The organism is Candidatus Defluviibacterium haderslevense, assembly GCA_016712225.1.
GTDB lineage: Bacteria > Bacteroidota > Bacteroidia > Chitinophagales > Saprospiraceae > Vicinibacter > Vicinibacter haderslevensis.
Genome location: JADJRL010000003.1, coordinates 1,724,214 through 1,744,620 on the forward strand (window position 1 = coordinate 1,724,214; position 20,407 = coordinate 1,744,620).

Annotated in this window: 10 protein-coding genes; 6 read left to right on the forward strand and 4 right to left on the reverse strand. The window is 32.7% G+C overall.

Annotated features, from left to right (window positions below; translation table 11 throughout):
• Positions 1-158: 158 nt before the first annotated feature.
• On the reverse strand, positions 159-2,396 hold the full coding sequence (locus tag IPK88_06995) for a beta-N-acetylhexosaminidase (GenBank protein ID MBK8243153.1): 2,238 nt from the start codon (positions 2,394-2,396) through the stop codon (positions 159-161).
• A gap of 212 nt (positions 2,397-2,608) precedes the next feature.
• Between IPK88_06995 and IPK88_07000 the strand changes: the two genes are divergently transcribed.
• The 6 genes from IPK88_07000 to IPK88_07025 are packed head-to-tail and all read left to right on the forward strand — an operon-like array spanning position 2,609 to position 7,106.
• Positions 2,609-3,214, forward strand: coding sequence for a hypothetical protein (locus IPK88_07000; protein ID MBK8243154.1), 606 nt, complete (start codon positions 2,609-2,611; stop codon positions 3,212-3,214).
• A gap of 25 nt (positions 3,215-3,239) precedes the next feature.
• On the forward strand, positions 3,240-4,103 hold the full coding sequence (locus IPK88_07005; GenBank protein ID MBK8243155.1) for a pantoate--beta-alanine ligase: 864 nt from the start codon (positions 3,240-3,242) through the stop codon (positions 4,101-4,103).
• A 55-nt stretch (positions 4,104-4,158) separates the two neighbouring features.
• A complete protein-coding gene (locus IPK88_07010) occupies positions 4,159-4,512 on the forward strand; it encodes an aspartate 1-decarboxylase (protein ID MBK8243156.1) in 354 nt (117 codons plus the stop codon).
• The gene (locus tag IPK88_07015; protein ID MBK8243157.1) at positions 4,484-5,557 is read left to right on the forward strand and encodes a flippase-like domain-containing protein; all 1,074 of its coding nucleotides are present in this window, start codon (positions 4,484-4,486) and stop codon (positions 5,555-5,557) included. Before IPK88_07010 ends, IPK88_07015 begins: the two co-directional genes overlap by 29 nt.
• Positions 5,554-6,345, forward strand: coding sequence for a Nif3-like dinuclear metal center hexameric protein (locus IPK88_07020; GenBank protein ID MBK8243158.1), 792 nt, complete (start codon positions 5,554-5,556; stop codon positions 6,343-6,345). The genes IPK88_07015 and IPK88_07020 overlap by 4 nt, the downstream gene beginning before the upstream one ends.
• A 2-nt stretch (positions 6,346-6,347) precedes the next feature.
• Entirely contained in the window at positions 6,348-7,106 is a 759-nt protein-coding gene (locus IPK88_07025) for a hypothetical protein (GenBank protein ID MBK8243159.1), read from the forward strand.
• A gap of 179 nt (positions 7,107-7,285) precedes the next feature.
• Here IPK88_07025 and IPK88_07030 read toward each other — a convergent pair whose 3' ends face one another.
• The 3 genes from IPK88_07030 to IPK88_07040 all read right to left on the reverse strand — a co-directional run bounded on the left by IPK88_07030 (position 7,286) and on the right by IPK88_07040 (position 19,849).
• Positions 7,286-8,614 (reverse strand): glycosyltransferase family 39 protein, encoded by a 1,329-nt coding sequence (locus IPK88_07030; GenBank protein ID MBK8243160.1) that lies wholly within the window; start codon positions 8,612-8,614, stop codon positions 7,286-7,288.
• A gap of 167 nt (positions 8,615-8,781) precedes the next feature.
• Positions 8,782-9,186, reverse strand: coding sequence for a response regulator (locus tag IPK88_07035; GenBank protein MBK8243161.1), 405 nt, complete (start codon positions 9,184-9,186; stop codon positions 8,782-8,784).
• Between the two features lie 274 nt (positions 9,187-9,460).
• The gene (locus IPK88_07040) at positions 9,461-19,849 is read right to left on the reverse strand and encodes a right-handed parallel beta-helix repeat-containing protein (GenBank protein ID MBK8243162.1); all 10,389 of its coding nucleotides are present in this window, start codon (positions 19,847-19,849) and stop codon (positions 9,461-9,463) included.
• Positions 19,850-20,407: the final 558 nt, after the last annotated feature.

Sequence of the window (20,407 nt, forward strand, 5' to 3'; positions counted from 1 at the left end):
TGAATGTTGAATAAATATTCGATGCTTTCTTTTTGTTAGATAAATTGGAAATAAATAATGACTTGTAATCAATGATGAATTTATAATTGTACCATGTCAATTTTCAGGATAGAAGAGAACATTATTTCTAATGAAAAAATAGCTTGAAGGTGATTTTTTTATTCTATTTTTATTTCACCTATAAACAACCACGATCCGTGTCCAGCACCAGGTAAATGCTCTTCTATTTCACCATGATTTTTCACCAGTATTTTTAAATATTGAGGAATTATTTTTTTATCCAATAGGATTTTGGGTTCTATATATTTAAGATTAGTGGATTCGATATTTTGTTGTTTAATTATTTCAAAATTCTTACCATCAGAAGAAGTACTTATAACCACTTCAGTTGGTAAATGGATCCAAGATCCAGGGGCATTAAAAAATTGAAAATTTATTGTGCTGATTGCATGAGTATCTTTATAATCGATAATTGCTTCAAAATTTTTTCCTTCCATTCCAATCCATTCCTGACCTCCATATTTATTTTGTGGAGCTTGAATACCATTCAATAATGATGATGAACCTCCTTGAAAATATTTTTCAGCAGGGCTATTGATCAAAGTGATATTTTTTCCTGCTCCTAAATGTGAGACGAAATCTATTGTGATTGGTCTACTAAGTGTTTTATCTTTAAGTTGATACCAAGCTTTACAGTTAAGTGTTTTATCGAGAATAAAAGTATCTGCTGTAGTATATTCTTGTTTAGCATCTCCATCTTTAATAGTTTCTAATAAAATACTGCCGTCCAGTGCAGGTTTATTAATGATAAGTTCAACATGATTATTATTATTTTTTGTTTTATAATTTAAATCCAAATAACTTAATGAAAACGAAATATTATTTTCTTTAAACCATTTGGAATGTTGATGTAATCGTTTAATAAAATCAGAATATGATTTGTTTTTTTCTTGAGTCCAGTTTACTTCAGCCAATGCAAGTGCTCTTGGGTATGCCATATAAAATACTTTATTTTCATCAGACATGTATTCAGTCCAAACATTGCCTTGAGCTCCTAGAATATATGAACTTTGTTGTTTGGTGAGTACTGGAGGTATTGGGTTATAAGAATAAACGCGTTCTAAAGGCAAATAACTTCCTATTGCAAGGGGTTCTTTAGCATAAGTAGATTGATAATGATCAAAATAACAATGCGAGCCCGGAGTCATAATTACCTGATGTTTGGCTTTTGCAGCGAGAATTCCACCTTCTTCTCCTCTCCAGGACATGATGATAGCATTGGTTGGAATACCGCCTTCAAGAATTTCATCCCAGCCAATTAATTTTTTACCTTTGGATGTTAAAAAAATACCTATTTGAGAAATAAAATAACTCTGTAATTCTTCTTCTGTTTTAATATTTCTTCGTCGTTTTATAGCCTGACAATTAGGACAAGATTTCCATCTTTCCTTAGGACATTCATCGCCACCAATATGAATATATTCTCCAGGAAACAAATCGCAAACTTCTTTAAGAATTTCTTTCAAAAACCAAATGGTTGTGTCTTTAGTACAGAATACATCATCAAAAACGCCCCATGTATTGGCTACCTCATAAGGACCTCCAGTACAACCAAAAATCGGATATGCAGCAAGTGCAGCTGAAGAATGTCCAGGCATTTCTATTTCAGGAATAATTTCGATATAACGGTCTGCAGCATAAATAATCACTTCTCTAATTTCATCTTGTGTGTAATATCCTCCATATTCAGTTGAATCATATTTTATTGGGCTGTCACTATGATGCCCGATTAATGTAGATTTACGATAGCCACCAGTTTGTGTTAATTCAGGAAATTGTTTGATTTCAATACGCCAACCTTGATCATCAGTAAGATGCCAATGGAAATAATTATATTTATATTTAGCCATCATATCAATATAATTTTTTATAAAAGATACTGGAAAAAAATGACGACTTACATCTAAATGTAACCCTCTATATTTAAATCTTGAATCATCTTCAATATTAATATACGGTATAGAAAGATTTGTTATGTTATTTTGCCCTTCAGATTTTTCGATAATTTGTATCAAACTTTGTAATGCATAAAATAAACCTCTTTCTTGAGAGGCAGTTATTTTAATACCATTTTTAGAAGAATTAAGTGTATAATAATCAGATGAATTTTCTCCACTTAGCAATTGAAGAATAATTGATTTTTTGGATGAAGTATGAGGACTTTTAGTTTCAATTATTTTTATATCCGACTGGTTCAAAGCGCGAATATAAAATTCAGCTATTTTTTTTACACCTTTATTTTTTTCTGGAATAATGATTTGTTTAACATCATTGAGATTCAATCGACCACCAGCGCTTTTAACAGAAACTGGATTTGGAATGATTTGGTGATTCATTTTGTTTTGACTGTAGAGTATGAAGCCATTACAAATTAAACAAAATACAAATAAATTTTTCATCATATATTAAGTAGTATAATATGGGTTAAGGTACAGCGATTTAAGTGAAGTAAAACGAAAATTGATGAAAATTGTTTTAAGGTTCGGAACTTATAAAAAATGGAATTTAGAAATTTGATTAACTTTGACCGCACATTAATCGATACATTATGTTTGTTATTAATATATATTTAAAGTTTGCGATTATCGCAGTATTGTTAATAGGGGGCACTCTTTTGGCATTTACCGTTGGTTTTTGGTATGCATTTCCATTATTATTAGTTGGATTGATTTTTTTAGCGAGTTATATATTTCTTGGGACCATTCAATCGGCTGCACAATTTATGCAATCCCAGGATTTTGATGCTTGTGAAAAACGCTTAAATTTAACCTTCAAACCTAATTGGCTATATGTTACGAATAGAGCTTATTATTTTTTAATCAAGGGATCGATCGACGTACAAAGAGGGAAACATAATGAAGCGGAAGAATGGTTTAATAAAGCTCAAGCTTTAAAATTACCGACCGACAACGAAAAGGCGATGATTTTTATTCAAATGATTAATATCCATGTTTCAAAAAATCGGTGGACTCAAGCTAATAATGCTTACCGGGAATTAAAAAAATTGAAACTTACCGGTGATATGTTTAAAGATCAAATAAAAATGATAGATGATGTGCTTAAGCAACAGGGAAAAATGAAAACCATGGGCCAAATGGATCAACGAATGATGTTTCGACCTGGAGGCAAGCGAAGAACACCTAGAATGAGATAATTTATTTGAAGATTTAAGCTCTCAAATGAAATCTTATAAAACGATCCTAGGACTCCAAAAGTCAATAGATAAAGCAAAAAAATCAGGACATAAAATAGCTTTTATTCCGACTATGGGAGCATTGCATTCTGGGCATCTGAGTTTAGTTAAGGTTGCTCAAAATTATGCGGATACCGTAATTGTAAGCATTTTTGTTAATCCCAGTCAGTTTAACGATTTGGAAGATTTAAAAAAGTATCCAAAAACACTGAGTGCCGATAAGCAAATGTTACAAAGTATAGGATGTGATTTACTATTTGTTCCGGAAGTAAATGAAATTTATCCTAAACAATGGCAATCTGAATTAAATATTGATCTGGAAGATAAGGACAAAGTTATGGAGGGAGAGTTTAGACCCGGCCATTTCAAAGGGATGTTAGAAGTAGTCAAACGATTATTAGATATAACACAACCTAACTTCTTAATAATGGGTCAGAAGGACTTCCAACAATTTAGTTTAGTGGCTCATATGATCAATGTACTTAAGTTGCCCTTGAAATTAATAATTGGTCCTACCCTTAGAGAAATTGATGGCTTAGCAATGAGTTCAAGGAATGTAAGACTTACACCAGAAATGAGACATATAGCGCCAGCTATATACAAGACATTGAATAAGGCCAAAACCATGGTAGGATTGGAATCCATAGATCATATTGTTACAACATGTAAGGTTGAATTAGATAAGTTAGGCTTACAAACCGAGTATTTGGAAATAGTAGATGGAAATACATTAAAACCAATTGAAAACCCTGCAAACCACGATTATATAGTCGCGTGTGTAGCAACTTGGGCCGGAAAAGTACGCCTAATTGATAATTTAATACTAAAAGGCGAGTTACAAATGAACTAAATATACTGAAAAGTCCTTTATCCTGTAATCGATTTAAAGTCTTAATTTTGCAAATATGTTACTTCAATTTTTTAAATCAAAAATCCATCGGGCCACTGTTACTCAAGCCAATCTCCATTATGTAGGAAGTATAACCATTGATGAAGTTCTAATGGAAGCTGCTAATCTTTATGAAGGAGAAAAAGTTCAGATTGTAAATAATAATAACGGTGAACGATTCGAAACTTACGTTATTAAAGGAGAGAAAAACTCAGGTATGGTTTGTCTGAATGGTGCGGCTGCCCGAAAAGCAGAAATTGGAGATATTATTATAGTCATATCTTATGCCTTAATGACACCAGAAGAAGCTAAATCATTTCATCCTATTTCCATCTTTGTGGATGAAAAGAATCAGATCAAAGAACTATAGTGTGCCAGGTCTTTTAAAGTCAATTATTAAGTTTATTGTTTTCCTGCTTTTAGGCGTAGGCCTTTTGTATTGGGTATTTAGATCACAAGATATTTCATACCAAGCCTATTGCTCCACCCATCAAATAGCCCCTGAGGATTGTATATTATGGAAAAAAATGCTTAAAGATTTTTTAAGTGTAAAATGGATTTACATCGTTTTTATATTTATAGCTTTTTTTCTAAGTAACTATTTTAGATCATTGAGGTGGTATCTATTGTTAGATCCATTGGGATACAAACCACATTGGATTAATAGCTTAGGAGCGGTGCTCGTGTCTTATTTAGTTAATTTAGGAATACCGCGAAGTGGCGAATTTGTACGTGCAGCCGTTTTGTCTAAGTATGAAAAAATTCCATTAGACAAGGCATTCGGGACTGTAGTGCTCGATCGATTGGTAGATATGATTTCGATGTTTATAATTATTTGTTTTACCATTTTATTACAATTGCCAACGTTTAGTAAATTTTATAATGATCAATTAGCCCAATTGCCTCTTGTTCAAAAACTGATTATTCCAGGATTATTAATTCTTATAATATTGATCTTGTGGTTTACTCGCAATACATGGAGAAAATATCCCATTGTAAGAACTGTAAAATCAAAAATTCAAGGATTTTACGAGGGACTTATGGTCATAAAGAAAATAAAACAACCTCGGGCATTCTTTTTCTACACCATTAGTATTTGGTTTTGGTTCTATGTCATGTTAGTTTGCGCACTTAAATCATTCGAACCCACATCCCATATTTCTTTAGCTTCTAGTTTGGTAATTTATGTTTTTGGCTCTTTAGGCATGATTGTTCCCACACCTGGTGGTATGGGAAGTTACCATTATCTTGTTATTCTTGCTCTGGCTTATTATAATATTCCACCTGGTGATGCATTTTCATTTGCAAATATTTCATTTTTCACAGCACAATTTGCTAACAATATAATTTTGGGTATTATCGGCTTGATTTCCATGTATTTTTTTAACAAAAACTATCAGCCTAAACACATATGAATATCATCCAAGACTTAGCTGATTATTTGGAGCAAATTGCACCCCTTGACTTACAGGAATCCTATGATAATTCAGGATTGATTATTGGTAATACCAATTGGATAATAAAAAACGTATTAGTGGCTTTGGATGTTACAGAAGCTGTAATTGATGAAGCCATAGAATTGGGTTGTAACGTTATAGTTAGCCATCATCCATTAATTTTTAAGGGTTTGAAACGAATTAGTGATCAGAATCATTTAGACCGGGGACTTATTAAAGCTATTAAAAACGATATTGCTATTTATGCTATTCATACCAATTTAGATAATGTTCTGGTTCACGGAGTTAATGAAAAAATAGCCTCCAGATTAGGTTTGTCTGATATTCAGATACTGAAGCCTAAATCAAATACAAACCTTAATTTGGGTTCTGGATTAGTAGGTTATTTACCAAACAAGCTAAATGTGAATGAATTTCTTGCACTCGTAAAATATTCATTGAATACAAATATCATTAAATATACCAAATCCTTCAATGGTGAAATAAACAAAGTAGCACTATGTGGAGGATCAGGTTCTTTTTTATTGCCAGAAGCTATGCTTCAAAACGCTGATGCATTTATAAGTGCAGATTTTAAGTACCATGACTTTTTTGAAGCAAATGACCAAACTATTATACTAGACATTGGTCATTTTGAAAGTGAACAACACACAATTGGACTAATTTTTGACTTGATTTCAAAAAAATTCACTAATTTTGCGTCCCATTGTACAAAAATTATTACAAACCCCGTACAATACTTTTAATTATGGCAAAGACTACGACCGTTTCAGATATTCCAATTGGAGTGCGACTTAAACAACTTTACGAGTTACAAATGATTGATTCTGAGATAGATCAGATCAAAGTTGTAAAGGGGGAACTACCCATGATTGTTAGCGATTTAGAGGATGAAATTATGGGTTTAAATACTCGTGTTTCAAAACTACAAGACACCATCACGGAGATGGAAAAGGAATCAAGTGTCCATAAAATCAACATCAAGCAATCTGAAGATGCTATTAAGAAGTATGAAAAACAACTTGATGGTGTTAAAAACAATAGGGAGTATGATGCCTTAAATAAAGAAATTAATCTTCAACGCCTTGAAATTCAGCTTTCTGAAAAGAAAATGCGAGAATTTGTAGATCAAGTAAAAGCTAAAAAAGTCACTTTAGATTCTGTTAAAGAACGTCAGGTTGCAAAACAAGCAGAATTGGAAGAGAAAAAACTAGAATTGGCTAAAATTATTGAAAAAACTGATAAGGATGAGTCAACATTGACAATTAAGTCCGATAAATGTCGTAAAAAAATTGAGACTAGGCTATTACACGCTTATGATACCATACGCAAAAGGTATCGCAATGGTTTAGCAATTGTCATGGTTAAACGTTCTGCCTGCGGTGGTTGCTTTAATCAAATCCCCCCTCAAGTGCAACTAGAAATTGCAATGCATAAGAAAATAATAGCTTGTGAACATTGTGGTCGCGTTTTAGTAGATGATCTCATTCAGGAAGTAGAGGCATAAGAATTTTTTCAGATTTCTCTCACTTATTAGATCCTTTGACTTTAGAATTAGCTAGCATTCTAAATAGGTTTTTGTACTACTCATTTGAATCATCCAATGAATAGTGGTATAGAAATTTATACCGCCTGAATTCTAATTTTTAATACAACTTTGTAAAATCTTTGGATATTCGATCCAATTCATGAATTATTTTGCAAGTTATTGTCTGGAATAATGAAATTCAAGCATCTCGTTTTTGAAATTATCATGTATATTATGCTACTTGCATAAATAATATAAAAGGGTTCAATAGTTATTGTTCTAAATCGATTCTGAACATACCATACCACACTAAAAAGTATCATGGTTAAAAAAAGCGCCACCATGAAGAAATGTTTTTTATAATCTTTTTTTATAGCTAACCACATTCCCCAATATCCAAATATATATATTGGAATGGATATGATAAAGCTTATGAACCAATTCCAAAAAGTATATAATTTAGGATTAACGCCAGGAATTAGAAAATAGAAAAAATCGAAACATTTTAATTTTAAGGTTAACCATGGATGAGTAATGATCCAATTTAAACCCGATTTTAAAAAAGCAAATTGTTTAGTGTGTTGTGGCAGTTGAAACATGCTGTCAATGTTTGCTTGTTCACTGCCATAATAATACGGCGTATTATCTACACCGTTTTTATAATGTTGAAGTATCGTATCTTGAGGTAGTGGTTCTACTATATTTCTATATCCTGGCCACGAATTTCCAAAATAAAATTGATACCCATATCCATTCGATGATAGGATATAGGTCTGATTATATTTTAAATGATAAAGCCCATAAGGCAGAGTAGATAGGATACAGATTAAAGTAAATCCTAGAATTGAAAATAAACTTTTTTTCTTAGAATTGATATTCAAAAATAGAATAACAGGAATAAATAAACTAAATATAAGTATATGCGATTTAGTTAAAAAAGACAAAGCAAACAAAACGGCACTGTAAATCAATGATGTTAATTTTTCATTGGAGCAGTATTGTATTAAATGATAGATACTAAAAATTAATAAGGATTGAAATAAAGTTTCCTGACTAAAAGTATGCACCCAATATAAAGTCATAGGAAAAAGCCCATAGATTATTGTCGCAATCATTGCAATTTCCTGTTTTTCAAAAAGCAATCTTGTTATTTTATATATATAAATACCGCTTAGACTTGAAAGTATCAGTTGGCTTATAATTAATACAACATTCCAATACGAACCAAACAATAATTTGTGTCCGGCAATAAAAAGCGACATCAACGGCGAAGCAATAAAACGCCCCCAATCAAAATTAAAATCACCCAATAATGCTTGATCAGCGAAATGAACCAGACCAACACTATCCATCAACAAAGCATAATTATTAAAAAAACCTTGAATGAAAACATAGATCAGTCGAACAAACATGAAATAGATAAAAATATATAAGTAAACCTTAATGGTTGGTGTTGATTGTGATTTTAAAATAAGGTTCTTATTCATGAAATATATAAATCATGTATATTTTAAACTATAGCTAGTTTCATTAAAAGATTATTAATAATGATTCCTTGGTATGACGAGCTAATTTTATTGAGCAGGTAATAAGTATTGAAATGGATTAGTCATGAGATGTTTACTTAATAAAAAAACAGTAAACTATCTGTTGTCTATTCCATTGAATTTATCATTCCAATAATTTGATCAAAAGCATCTTCTCCTTTCATGACATATTGATCCGCGCCATTGATAATGGTTTTTAAAGCAATCCCGTAATGTTCCTGACTGGATAGCATGATGACATGGGTTGCAGGCTTTAACTTTTTTATGATTTGTAATATGTCCATTCCATTTGCTGCATCTTTATGTACTGAATTCAAAAAATAAGCTAGAATGATTACATCAGGTGATTCTTCTAAATGCGTAATACATTCTTCTCCTGTATAAAATATTTGAACATCAGAAGAAACCTCTTTTAGTAATCTATTCTTTAATGAATCCGTAAGATCCAGATCATCATCAACAATAAAGATTTTTTTAGCTTGGTCCATTTGTTTTTTTCGTAAAGTTAACATTAAAATTTATTTGTGTCAAAATTTAATGCTACATCATTTGGAAAAATTGAACTATTCAATATCTGGATATTTTTTGTGCACCCATAATTTGTTTTGTAAAATGGGCTCATGCAATTTGGATTTTGAAGTATCGATAATATTCGATGAATTGATTCTAAAGATAACAAAAATCTTCTGTTATGATGACAATCAACCTGTAGTTAATATTATCGATATCGCAAAAAAAAGGTTCGTCCCATTACTGAGACGAACTTATTTGATTTCTTAAATTGTTCTATTCTATCACAACCATACGTTTAGTGGCCGTATGATTAGATGCATCAAGTTGGTAGTACAAGACACCCGTTGTGTTCAGTTCTTGTTGCAACAATTTGATACTATTCATTCCTTTTTGACCTTGTAATTCATAAATTCTAATGACTTTGCCAGTCACATCATATATTGTCAATTTGACAACAGAAGTTTCTGGTAATCTGTATTTAATGATACAATCTTTATGAAATGGATTGGGCTCATTCTGATACAACTCAAATAAGCCTGTTTCAGCAATTTCCTTTTGGGTTCGAACACCTAATCGAACTTCTTTTACTTGGTCTAAATTATCGTAAGCTTCTGCTTTTGTTACGTCACTTGTTATGGCAAACATATGCGATATAGGACCACTTTGAAGAACTTTGAATACAAGGGTGTACAAAATATCATTGGCATCATGGTGCTCACCTATATTGGAATTCCAACTGGTAGTAAGTATACCATCTTCTATATTACCAATATTTGATTTATTTAAGTTCAATATTCCAGCTTCTACGTCTTCGAAAGATAAACTTTTGGAATCATAATTCATGGTAAACTGAAATCCTGTAATATCTACAAAATCACTAGACCGAATATCCATTCTATATATTTCACCTACTTGAACATTGCTGGCTTCAATTTCAAAATTGATCACACCGGAGGTCCTACTAGTTGTTCCTTTTAATCCAGCCTGAGCATTACCAGTTAAATCTCCCATTTTAATAGCAACAAATTGTTCATTATACTCTTTGGCTAAGGAAGTGGTTACATGTGCAACTCTTGGAGCATTCCATGGAAAACTAGGTTCGGTAAATTCATAATTTGTGGGTACAAATGTCCAGGACGAAACTTTATTGAATGTTGGGATAACACCTAATATTAATTTTCGTAATTCAACAATATCAGAAGAGGTTATACTATTACTTGCATTAACATCAGCAGCAATTAGTTTATATGGACTTGTTATATACGATTGGCCAAGTATGTGTTTTTGAATTTTAACAATATCTGCAGTACTTATACCATTTAAGTGGTTGTCATTTCTAAGAGGCCTAATGGTGAAAAATTCATTAAGTGGAAGATCAGAAAAACGATAAGGACTGGCACTTACTTCTCGCATTATTATTGAATTTTGTTCTAATTGAACATTAGCTAATTTCGTTTCTTCGCCACCCTCAGTCATTAGATTACCCATAATTTTGGCTAAAGATCCCTTATTCAAACAGCTATCCAAATTATCTTGAACTATAATTTTTGATTTGCAATAATCTTTGTTTCCTTCTTCATCTTCTACCCACATTTCGATGTCAATAATTAATTCATCGTTTTGTCCGGCCTTCACAAAATCATCACAACATACTCGAATGCTTGGTTTGTTTTGATCACCATTAAAATAAAATTTCAATTTATCTTTTGGTGTACAATTGTCATAGCTACCAAAATTTAGATCCTTGGCCCATATATCAACACATTTTGTTGAAGGCATTGGAACAGTAATAATACCTGGCAAACAATACGGAGTAGGAGCTTTACAATCTTTAATTTCAAATAAAGTCTCACAAGATCCAATATTCCCACATCCATCCTCTACAAACCAAATAATTCTGTGAATTCCAATTGGGTAAGTTCCACTTGCATTAAATGGATTGTGCCTATCATCTGCAAAAGGGTTATGACTGTATTGGACTGTGTCTCCTGATTTATATTGATTTCGAGTCAAAGATCCTACTCGATAATCATAGCCTCCATGAATTCCCTTACCATCATTATAAGCGTCGATTTTGTATTCCCAATATAATGAATTGATTTCAGTACAATGATCCGTAGCAGCTGCAGTTAACTTAATGTGACCTACACAAACTTGTAAAGATGAATCAATCACCGCAGGTTCACAAGACCCTACTTCACAAGTGACAACGGGTTTTTCAAGATCCCTAACATCTATCCATTGAATTCCTTCCCAACGGCCATGATTAGGATCTATTTTAGGATCATATTGACACCAATCAATGACAACCCATGTTCTTAATATTTTATAACATGCATCCACACCAATAGTATAGGTCTGATCAAATTTTTCTATCGCAATGAGTGCACAATTGTCGTTTGCATTGTTAACAATTATTGGTTTGCCTAATAATGGATTATTAGGATCCAGATCAGCGCCACAACCTTCAATACTAACAGGAGTCAACTCACACACCCCATTTGGCCATTGAATATCAGAATACCTTGGATCATTACAATGTAAAGGATCTATATAAAATGGATCACAATCCACAACCCAAATGGTTTGTACAGCACTAACTAAAATATTGTTTGGTCCAACTGCTGAAATGATCCTTTGAATTTGACCTTGTCCACATGTACGCAGGTCTTTGACAGTAATAGTTGGTTTAATTCCACAAGCACTGGTGGCATAGCCATCAAAGCCCCAAACAAGATCATATTTGCGATCCCAATGCGCTGTATCAAACAATTCTTGATAATAGATGCAAGCTTGATTTGGAGCTGGAATCGGATATTGATTTGTTTGGATAAAACCAGGATAACCAGTATAAGGATTTTTTTCACAAAATTTTTGGCAAACGATATCCTTAGTCTTTACTTTAGACCGATTACTTAAACTTGAAACTACTTTTCCAAAAGTTGAATCGTTAGGATCAGTTAAGTTATTGATATCAAACCAATACCAACAACTAACAACTATATTTGGTGGTGCAACAACCGTAGGAACACTCTTATCTTGGACTTCAATTTCTACCATACAATCACTAAAATGACCATAAAGTGGATTATTTAGACCATTTGACATTAAATGGGGTGCCACAGGACCAACTCCAGGATATACATCAAAAACTCTTAAAACAACCATAACTCGTTGTCCAACGTCAGCACAACAAAATTTAACATCGTCATCGAAATAAACTTGGTTACCCTGAATTGTTGAATTGTCATCTCCGTTTAACCCATTGCAAGATAATAAATTAATAGCGTCACTACCATCATTAGTACCTAATAAGTCTGTCATTCGAATCACTTTAAACCATACATGTGATGAGCAATTATCAAATGAACCATCATCCAAATCACCAGCAAAAACTTTGGTATAATTATTCACTGGATCTTGATTTCCACTAAGACTAACAACAGTTTTTGAAATGCAAACAGCCTGAGGAGGTACTTTATCATACACATTGAGAATAATACTTCTCTTGGAAATATTACCACAACAATCTGAAGCAACTAAATAAGCGTTCTGTGTTCCAACTGGTAAATTCAAAACAATAAATCCAGTTATCTCATCACCTATTACTGTTCCATCTTCTACTTCAATGGAATAGTGAACTTCTTCAGAACAGTTATCCAATATCCATGGTTTAGGGACCTCCCACTTTCCATAACATGACCATACCTCGGTATTTAAATCTATGAAATCCGGATATAATATTTGAGGACCTTCCTGATCTATAACTTTTATTATTTGATTATAATTTGCAATGGTTGATGTACACCAATCTAGTACGATCCATTTTCGCAATATTTTATAACAACCTATTGGACCGGCGTTGCAGCCAGGCGTAGCTAAATCAAATACAAGATCTGAATAAGTCATTGCAAAATTGGCACAATTTGATCCACTTGGTCTGCCTGTACCTTGCCACATAATATGCGTATTCGGTCCCCAACACAGTGGATTTGTTGCTAACCATGCTCTGTGTTCTGGATAATATACAGGATCGGGATTAGGATGACCGAAATTAGGGTCATTTGGGTTGTCGATACTATTCCAACCTAGGATTTTAGGAATTCTTCTATCAGGATATATATTTGGTTGAGCTGAATTGGCATTCCAAAAAACGGAATCTAATAAATAACCATCAACACATTCTGGATAATCCAACATGTGTGGCCCAACTAAAAGGTTTGGATCTATTTTTTGATTGCAATTAAGCATTGGAGCTTGTATGTTATCATAGTCAAGTGGTGGAACAATATCAATGATATTACCTAAATTAACCAAGATCCTTTGAACACATGATGATTTATTTCCAGCTTCATCTATTGCAGTCCAGGTTCTGAAAATCAATACTTCGTATCCAATAGCACATCCACCCTTAGTTATTTGGTCTAAATAACTCAAACTAAAGCTACTGCAACTTTCGTAAACTTGAGGAGTTCCAGTTGTCAATGGACTAGTGCTAGAAGAACATGGCAGTACAGTATCTCTTGCGCAAATCATGATTGGAGCCAATTTGTCCTCTACAAAGGCTTTGCCCCAACAGCTATTCCCTGTTCTTGGGTCAATCACTGTAATTTTTAATTCTTTGCCTATATCTCTACTATCAATTTGAGTTCCAGGTAAATTTGGATTACGATCGATTAAACCACCACCAGACCACCATCTTACCTCAACTTTATAATCATCATAGCATGAATATGGACCACCTACTAAGACAAGTTCTGCACCTACAGTTGCTCGGCAACTATCATCCAGACTGATTTGTACATGATCATTACAAGCTATATCATTTCTAGGTTGATCAAATTCAATGATATTTATACAAAAAGTACAGACACTAACGTTGCCTGAAAGATCCGTAGCACTATAGCTTAAACAAGTTAATCCTCGAGGAAAATAAGATCCACTATTCAATTTTGTTGTATCCGTTTGAATAACTACTTGATTTGATGTACAATTATCAATTGCAAATGGTTCTGTAAAATTTACAATTCGTCCACATTCTCCTGGATTCAAATGAATATCTGGAATCGTAGGACAAACTAATCGTGGATTGATGTTTTCTCTAACAGTTACACTTGAGGAACATGTTGATGAATTACCGCATATATCTTTTACGGTTAAAGTAATTTGATTAACTCCAATTTTTGCACAATTAAACACCGAATCACTGGCAATAAAAATTAAACCGGCATTATTACAATTATCACTACTTCCATTATCAATATCTTTACTTGCCATTACATAAGATCCATTAGCACCTAATTCAACTGTAATATTTTTACAAATTGCGACTGGAGGAATGACATCATTTACAATGATTAATTGTTCGCATGTACCTGAATTACCACATGTATCTGTGGACCTATATGTTCTATGAATTTGATATTTATTTGCACAAATTTGATTCGTTATTTGGTCTGAAACATGTGTAACCACAATACCTGAATTACCACAATGATCTGCGGAAATTACTTTAGAAATATCAACAGCAGGTATATCTGAAACGCAAGAAACAGTAACTCCATTTGGACAAAGAATACTTGGATGAATAATATCATTAACAGTAATGGTCTGATTGCATGTTGTCGTATTTCCGCACAAATTTGTTGCAGTATAAGTTCTTGTTAAAGTGAATCTATCTCTACATGTTTGGTTGGAAATGTTATCCACAAATTTATAAGTCGGTATACTACCACAATTGTTTGAAAATGTACCAGTGAATGGCAAACCAGATGGAATATCAGTTGCGCAAGGAAGATTTAGATTAGTTGGGCATGATATTGCAAATACATTTTGATTACTACCAGTGTTGGAATAGGTTTGGCCGGCAAGGGGATTGTTACAAGAATCTATTACTGTGAAAGTATAGGTCACTGTCCAATTACAATCAGTACCAGTAACCGATGTATTTGTTAATGCGGCTGTTACGGCTCCATTACAATTATCTGTATAACCTTGGATTGCATTTGTTGAATTGAATGGTGCAGAGACTACAGCATTCGTAATACAAGAATTTATACCCGAAATTCCAGGATATGCCGCACCTGTTAATGAAGGAGGTGTGATATCTTGGATAATTACAAGTTTTTCACAAGATGATACACAACCATTATCGTCAACAATTTCCAAATTCAAAGTATAATTCGAGTTACAACCAACGCCAGAAATAACTTCCACTGTTTCAGTATTATCAAAACCATTTATCATTCCATTTCCTGAAATGGTCCATAAATAGGAAACCATTCCTGTTGGAGCATCAAACTGATTCGTTGAAGATGGACATACAGGACTATTGGTTCCAGATATATTGCAAATAGGTGAGGCATTGATCGTAATAGTGTAAACAATCCAATCACTGGCTACTTCTGTTGGATCTATTAGTTGATCATTATTCGTATCGATCCAGGATTTGAAATTTAAAGTTAATGTTCCCGAAAGTGCTGGATTAATTAATGCTGCTGTACCTGTAACTCCTGTAAATGCAGCCATTGGTGCAGCACAATTATTGCAAAAAGGTACTGTTACATTACTTGTAGTATAAGTTTGAAAAACCTTGAGTAAAGGATCAGACAATCCATTTTGATCAGAAAATGAATTGAAAACAATATTATTTGGAATATTACAAACTGAAAATGATCCAATATCATCAATTCCATCATTGTTGGAATTTATAGTTACGGTATTAATTGTTGTTGTTAAAGCAGGTGCTATTGCATCACAAATATTTGGAACGGGTTGAAATCCGGGGCTTAATGGATCAAAATCAATTCCTAATTTTAAAAAAGGTGTGAAATCAACATTTCCATTGATCTGATTTGCAACCAGGAGACTGTTAGTCGTTCCGAACCAATTACAAGTCCCATCTATTAATTGATTTGAAAGATTGTTGATGGCGTAAACGCTATTACCGGAAAGATCGTTGTTGTTTATTACGCCAATACTCCCAGCACTACCTTCTATTCTAATTCCATCTGTGGAATTTGAATTAATCAAATTTCCAAATGTTGAATTAAGTATTCCACCATTGGAAACCCGAATCCCTGTACCATTTTCATAAATGTGATTATTTGTTATTGTTGCGGTTCCTCCATCAACATCTACGCCAATAGTAAATCCATGAATTGAAGCATCGTTTTCATTAAGGTTAACTGATGAATTAGCTCCTGTAATCAAAAGGCCAGTTCCTGTTCCAGCGTTAATCATTTCACAATCATCTTGAATCAAAGCATGAACAAGAGCGTGTGAACTCATTGGATCATCCTGAATTAAAATACCATTTTGGCAATTATTTACACTTAGTTTAGATACGATAGCATGTGCACCATCAGTAGCATCCGAGTTATACCCGGCAAAATTGTTAACTGATAAACCATACTTAACACCTCTTACACTTCCTCCATTTATGACGGTAGGTGTAGTATTTTTTACATTCCATACTTCGTACCCTTCACTTGGGTTTAGATTTGTTCCATCAATGATATTATCTTGTGATAAGGATCCAACTGATAATGAAGCTAAAAGAATACCATCCCAATTTGTTTCATTGGCATCACTTAGTCCAGTAATATTATTATTAATTAATGTAAATGGTGAAGCAGTAGCATAGTGGAGATTATGGAAAATTCCTCTTCGCCTAGCTTGAATGGTATTTCCATCCAATAATTGATAAGTACTACCACCTGGATTGGCTTGAAAGAAATTTCCAGTTTGTATACCTATTCTAACATTTGTCATACAATTGTTAGAGACTGATGCATACTGGTTGTTGTAAAGTAGTACTCCGCCTCCCCAAAATGCTAGTCCACCTGGAGTATTATCATAAGATCCCAAATCTGAGATCTTATTATTACTAATAATATTACTAGAAGATGGTATTCCTGCTGGATAATCATAAAGCTCTAATCCGAAATAAGATAGATTCTGAACGATATTATTTGAAATATTAATATTATCTCCGGTTACATATCTTGTTATTCCAACCGCAATATCAATATCTGCACCATTCGTACTTGAAAAACCAGTATTAATAGCAGGATTATCACCATTAATCGTAAATCCCTTAATCGTAACGTTGGATGCTTGTACATCAATAATAGAATAAGCAGAAATTCCATTAAAATCTGCAATAGCAGGTACAATTACTGCTTCAGGTGCTCTTAAGTCATTACAAGGATCAATGTTAGCATTAGGCCCAAGTAGCGTTAATTCTTTAGTTATCAGTAAGTTTTCAACATAAGTTCCTGGGTTAACAATTAAAGTATGACCGTTCAATGTATTTGGATCATCAATTGCAGCTTGTATAGAACAGAATACCTCTAGGGTTGAAGTATTCGTTACAAATCCACTCCCTCCGCTTCCTGGAGCGGCCGTTCTTTGATTTAGGCCATTAGTAATAAAAGTATTACCCGAAATATCATTTCCACATGCCACCGGAGAATTACCTCTTCCAAAATAAGAAGCGGATTTATTATCACTTTGATCCCCATCACCTGAATTATTAGGAGTATAATTCGGATTAGGATGACCACCACCTTGTTGTTGAATTCCAATATCACTGTTTTTAATGATGTTGGCACTAACTTCATTATTTATTCCTTCTACAACGATACCAAATCCTTCACTTTCAATTCTTACAGGATTTAAATGCTTATATCCATCAATTGTATTATTTTTTACAACTACACCTGACGGAATGTTTGGGTATCCATCAGTATTTCCAGGCTGAAAAGCACGTCTAAATATGGCGATACCAGCATGGTCTCTAATGTTCATCCCTACTGAAGGTGTGAAGGTCACCATATTATTATCCAAATAAATACTACCATCACCACTAGTCAAACCATTTCCATTTGGATTTTTAATTTCAATTCCAAAACGTCCATTATCGGCAACAATATTATTAGAAATTACATTAGCTCCTGCACCTCCTTTAAGACCAGATAGACCGAATCCATTATCCCCATTATTGTGAACATTATTGTTAGACATCGTAATTCCTGATGCCGTTCCATCCTGCAATTCAATACCACAGCAATTATTATTATAAACATCACAGTTGGTAATGCTAATTTTTTCTTTGAAACCATTCCATATTACTATACCGCGAGCAGCACCAAATGCTGCAGTATGTCCTGATACATCTAAATTGTCTAATGTAACAAGATTCACAGCTCCATTTGCATAAAAACCACAACCACCAACATTGTCTTTTATAGTACAATTTTTAACAGTGAGATTATTATTACCATTCATAGCATAAATTCCAGCATAAGCATTTGGTAAATTTCCTGCAAAGTTTTTTATCGTCAAATCTTGTATTGTCACATTTGTGATAGCTGAATTGATAATTATTCCACTACCAAGGCCAACTAAACTACTGCCATCCAAGATTGTACCTATTTCTGAAGTTCCATCTAAAGTTAAAGATTTATCAATAACTAAACGTTCAGCATAGGTACCATCTTCAATATTAATTATTCTTCCAGGTGAAAGAAAATTTATTGCTGTCTGAATGAGCATGGGTGGTGTTGGGTCTCCAGCTGGGTTATCGTCTACATAATAATCTTCAGTAGCAATTTTAACAACATAAATAAGTGAATTTGGATAGAAAAAAGGAGCTTCAAAAAGAGCATCTACAACAGTGTATGCAATAGCTTTTGTGGTCCAATAATTTCTATCTAAGGCTCCAATTCCAACGGCCCAATCAAATAAGTTTACATTACTTGAAAGACCTAGAATAGCATGTGATGTTAGGGCTTTTTGTGAATAGGCTTTGGTAGATTCTGCAATTGAAACGGGACCATTTATAGTAAGACCATTGATTCCCCCAGGAAGACAATAAATATTACTTGTAAAAATGCCAATCCCGGCTTCAAAACCACCAGGAAAATTATTTCCTAAAGTTGTTAAACCAGTTAATAGCGTATTATTACAATTTGTAAAATTGATTCCATTACCTCCATTGTCTTTACTCGTTATATTCGTTAAAATTGCATTATTAATACCATAAATTGAGATTCCTGTACCGGTACAATTATCCACTATTACATTGGTTAGTATTAAATTATCTGCACCACAATCAGTTTGAATTCCAAATGATCCTGCATTCTTGATTTCGATATTTGAAACAGAAATTCCTGGAACAGCAATTTGTAGCCCATAAGTTGGAGAAGTAGAATTCAGAATAAAGCCATTACCATTAACGGAAATGCTCTTATTCACAATTACCAATCCTTCTGTTATATCAGCAGTTAATTCAATAAAGTCATTATTGTTGGCAGCATTGATAGCATCCTGAAGTAAGACATAAAATAAATTTTGTGTTTGATTATGTACTGTACCCATAACCAAATGTTTGTTGTTTGAATGTTTTGAACTAAGTTCATTTCGTTCACAATTAAAATATGTAAATTCATAAAATGGATTAACCGTTTTACATGAACGTACATCTAAATTATTTTTTGAATTGATAATAGCTCCTGAGTAAGCTTTTTCGAATGAAATAGATACTACAAAAAAAGTCACGATTACCTTAAAAGCAACAAATAAATTTGGACGAAATAATTCAAAAAAACGATAAAAAATTTGCGCAAATCGTTTTAATTTGGAGGGAAAATAAATCATAATATAAATTATTAAAATAATAAATTAAATAGTTTTTAATTCTAAAATTTATAATTCATCTAAATACAAGATGAATTATTTTCGAGTTTTAAATTTTAATAATTAAATTATTTTAAAATCTATTCTAATGATATTAAAATGTTATATATACATTTTAATTAACATTGTCGTAGCAGTAAATTCCAACGAATAATGAGTTAAGGTGTATTAACGTTTTAGCGTAATATATGCTCTTGTAAAATTCACAAGTAATACGTCGTTTTGAGTAATATGTTATTATATAAAGAAAGCTTGGGGTTCCGATCATTAAAGATATAACCAAAAAACAAAATATGATAAATATAAAGGAATTTATCATTAGCTCATTTCTTAGAGTGTGAAGGTATTTAATTATTTCAATAAAATTATTCTTTTCAATAAAAAAAAAATAAAAAAAACACATTACATTATTCTGTAATTTTTATTATGTTAATCTTTAGTAATCATTATACTGGAAAAAATAATATTCAAACTAAAGTTAATATAACTTTTATGAAAAAAATAGTCCATTTTTTAAAT

Coding starts and splice junctions, on each gene's coding strand:
- IPK88_07030 (MBK8243160.1), bottom strand. CDS start 8,614: ATGAATAAGAACCTTATTTTAAAATCACAATCAACACCAACCATTAAG.
- IPK88_06995 (MBK8243153.1), bottom strand. CDS start 2,396: ATGAATCACCAAATCATTCCAAATCCAGTTTCTGTTAAAAGCGCTGGT.
- IPK88_07040 (MBK8243162.1), bottom strand. CDS start 19,849: ATGATTTATTTTCCCTCCAAATTAAAACGATTTGCGCAAATTTTTTAT.
- IPK88_07005 (MBK8243155.1), top strand. CDS start 3,240: ATGAAATCTTATAAAACGATCCTAGGACTCCAAAAGTCAATAGATAAA.
- IPK88_07015 (MBK8243157.1), top strand. CDS start 4,484: ATGAAAAGAATCAGATCAAAGAACTATAGTGTGCCAGGTCTTTTAAAG.
- IPK88_07025 (MBK8243159.1), top strand. CDS start 6,348: ATGGCAAAGACTACGACCGTTTCAGATATTCCAATTGGAGTGCGACTT.
- IPK88_07035 (MBK8243161.1), bottom strand. CDS start 9,186: ATGTTAACTTTACGAAAAAAACAAATGGACCAAGCTAAAAAAATCTTT.
- IPK88_07010 (MBK8243156.1), top strand. CDS start 4,159: ATGTTACTTCAATTTTTTAAATCAAAAATCCATCGGGCCACTGTTACT.
- IPK88_07020 (MBK8243158.1), top strand. CDS start 5,554: ATGAATATCATCCAAGACTTAGCTGATTATTTGGAGCAAATTGCACCC.
- IPK88_07000 (MBK8243154.1), top strand. CDS start 2,609: ATGTTTGTTATTAATATATATTTAAAGTTTGCGATTATCGCAGTATTG.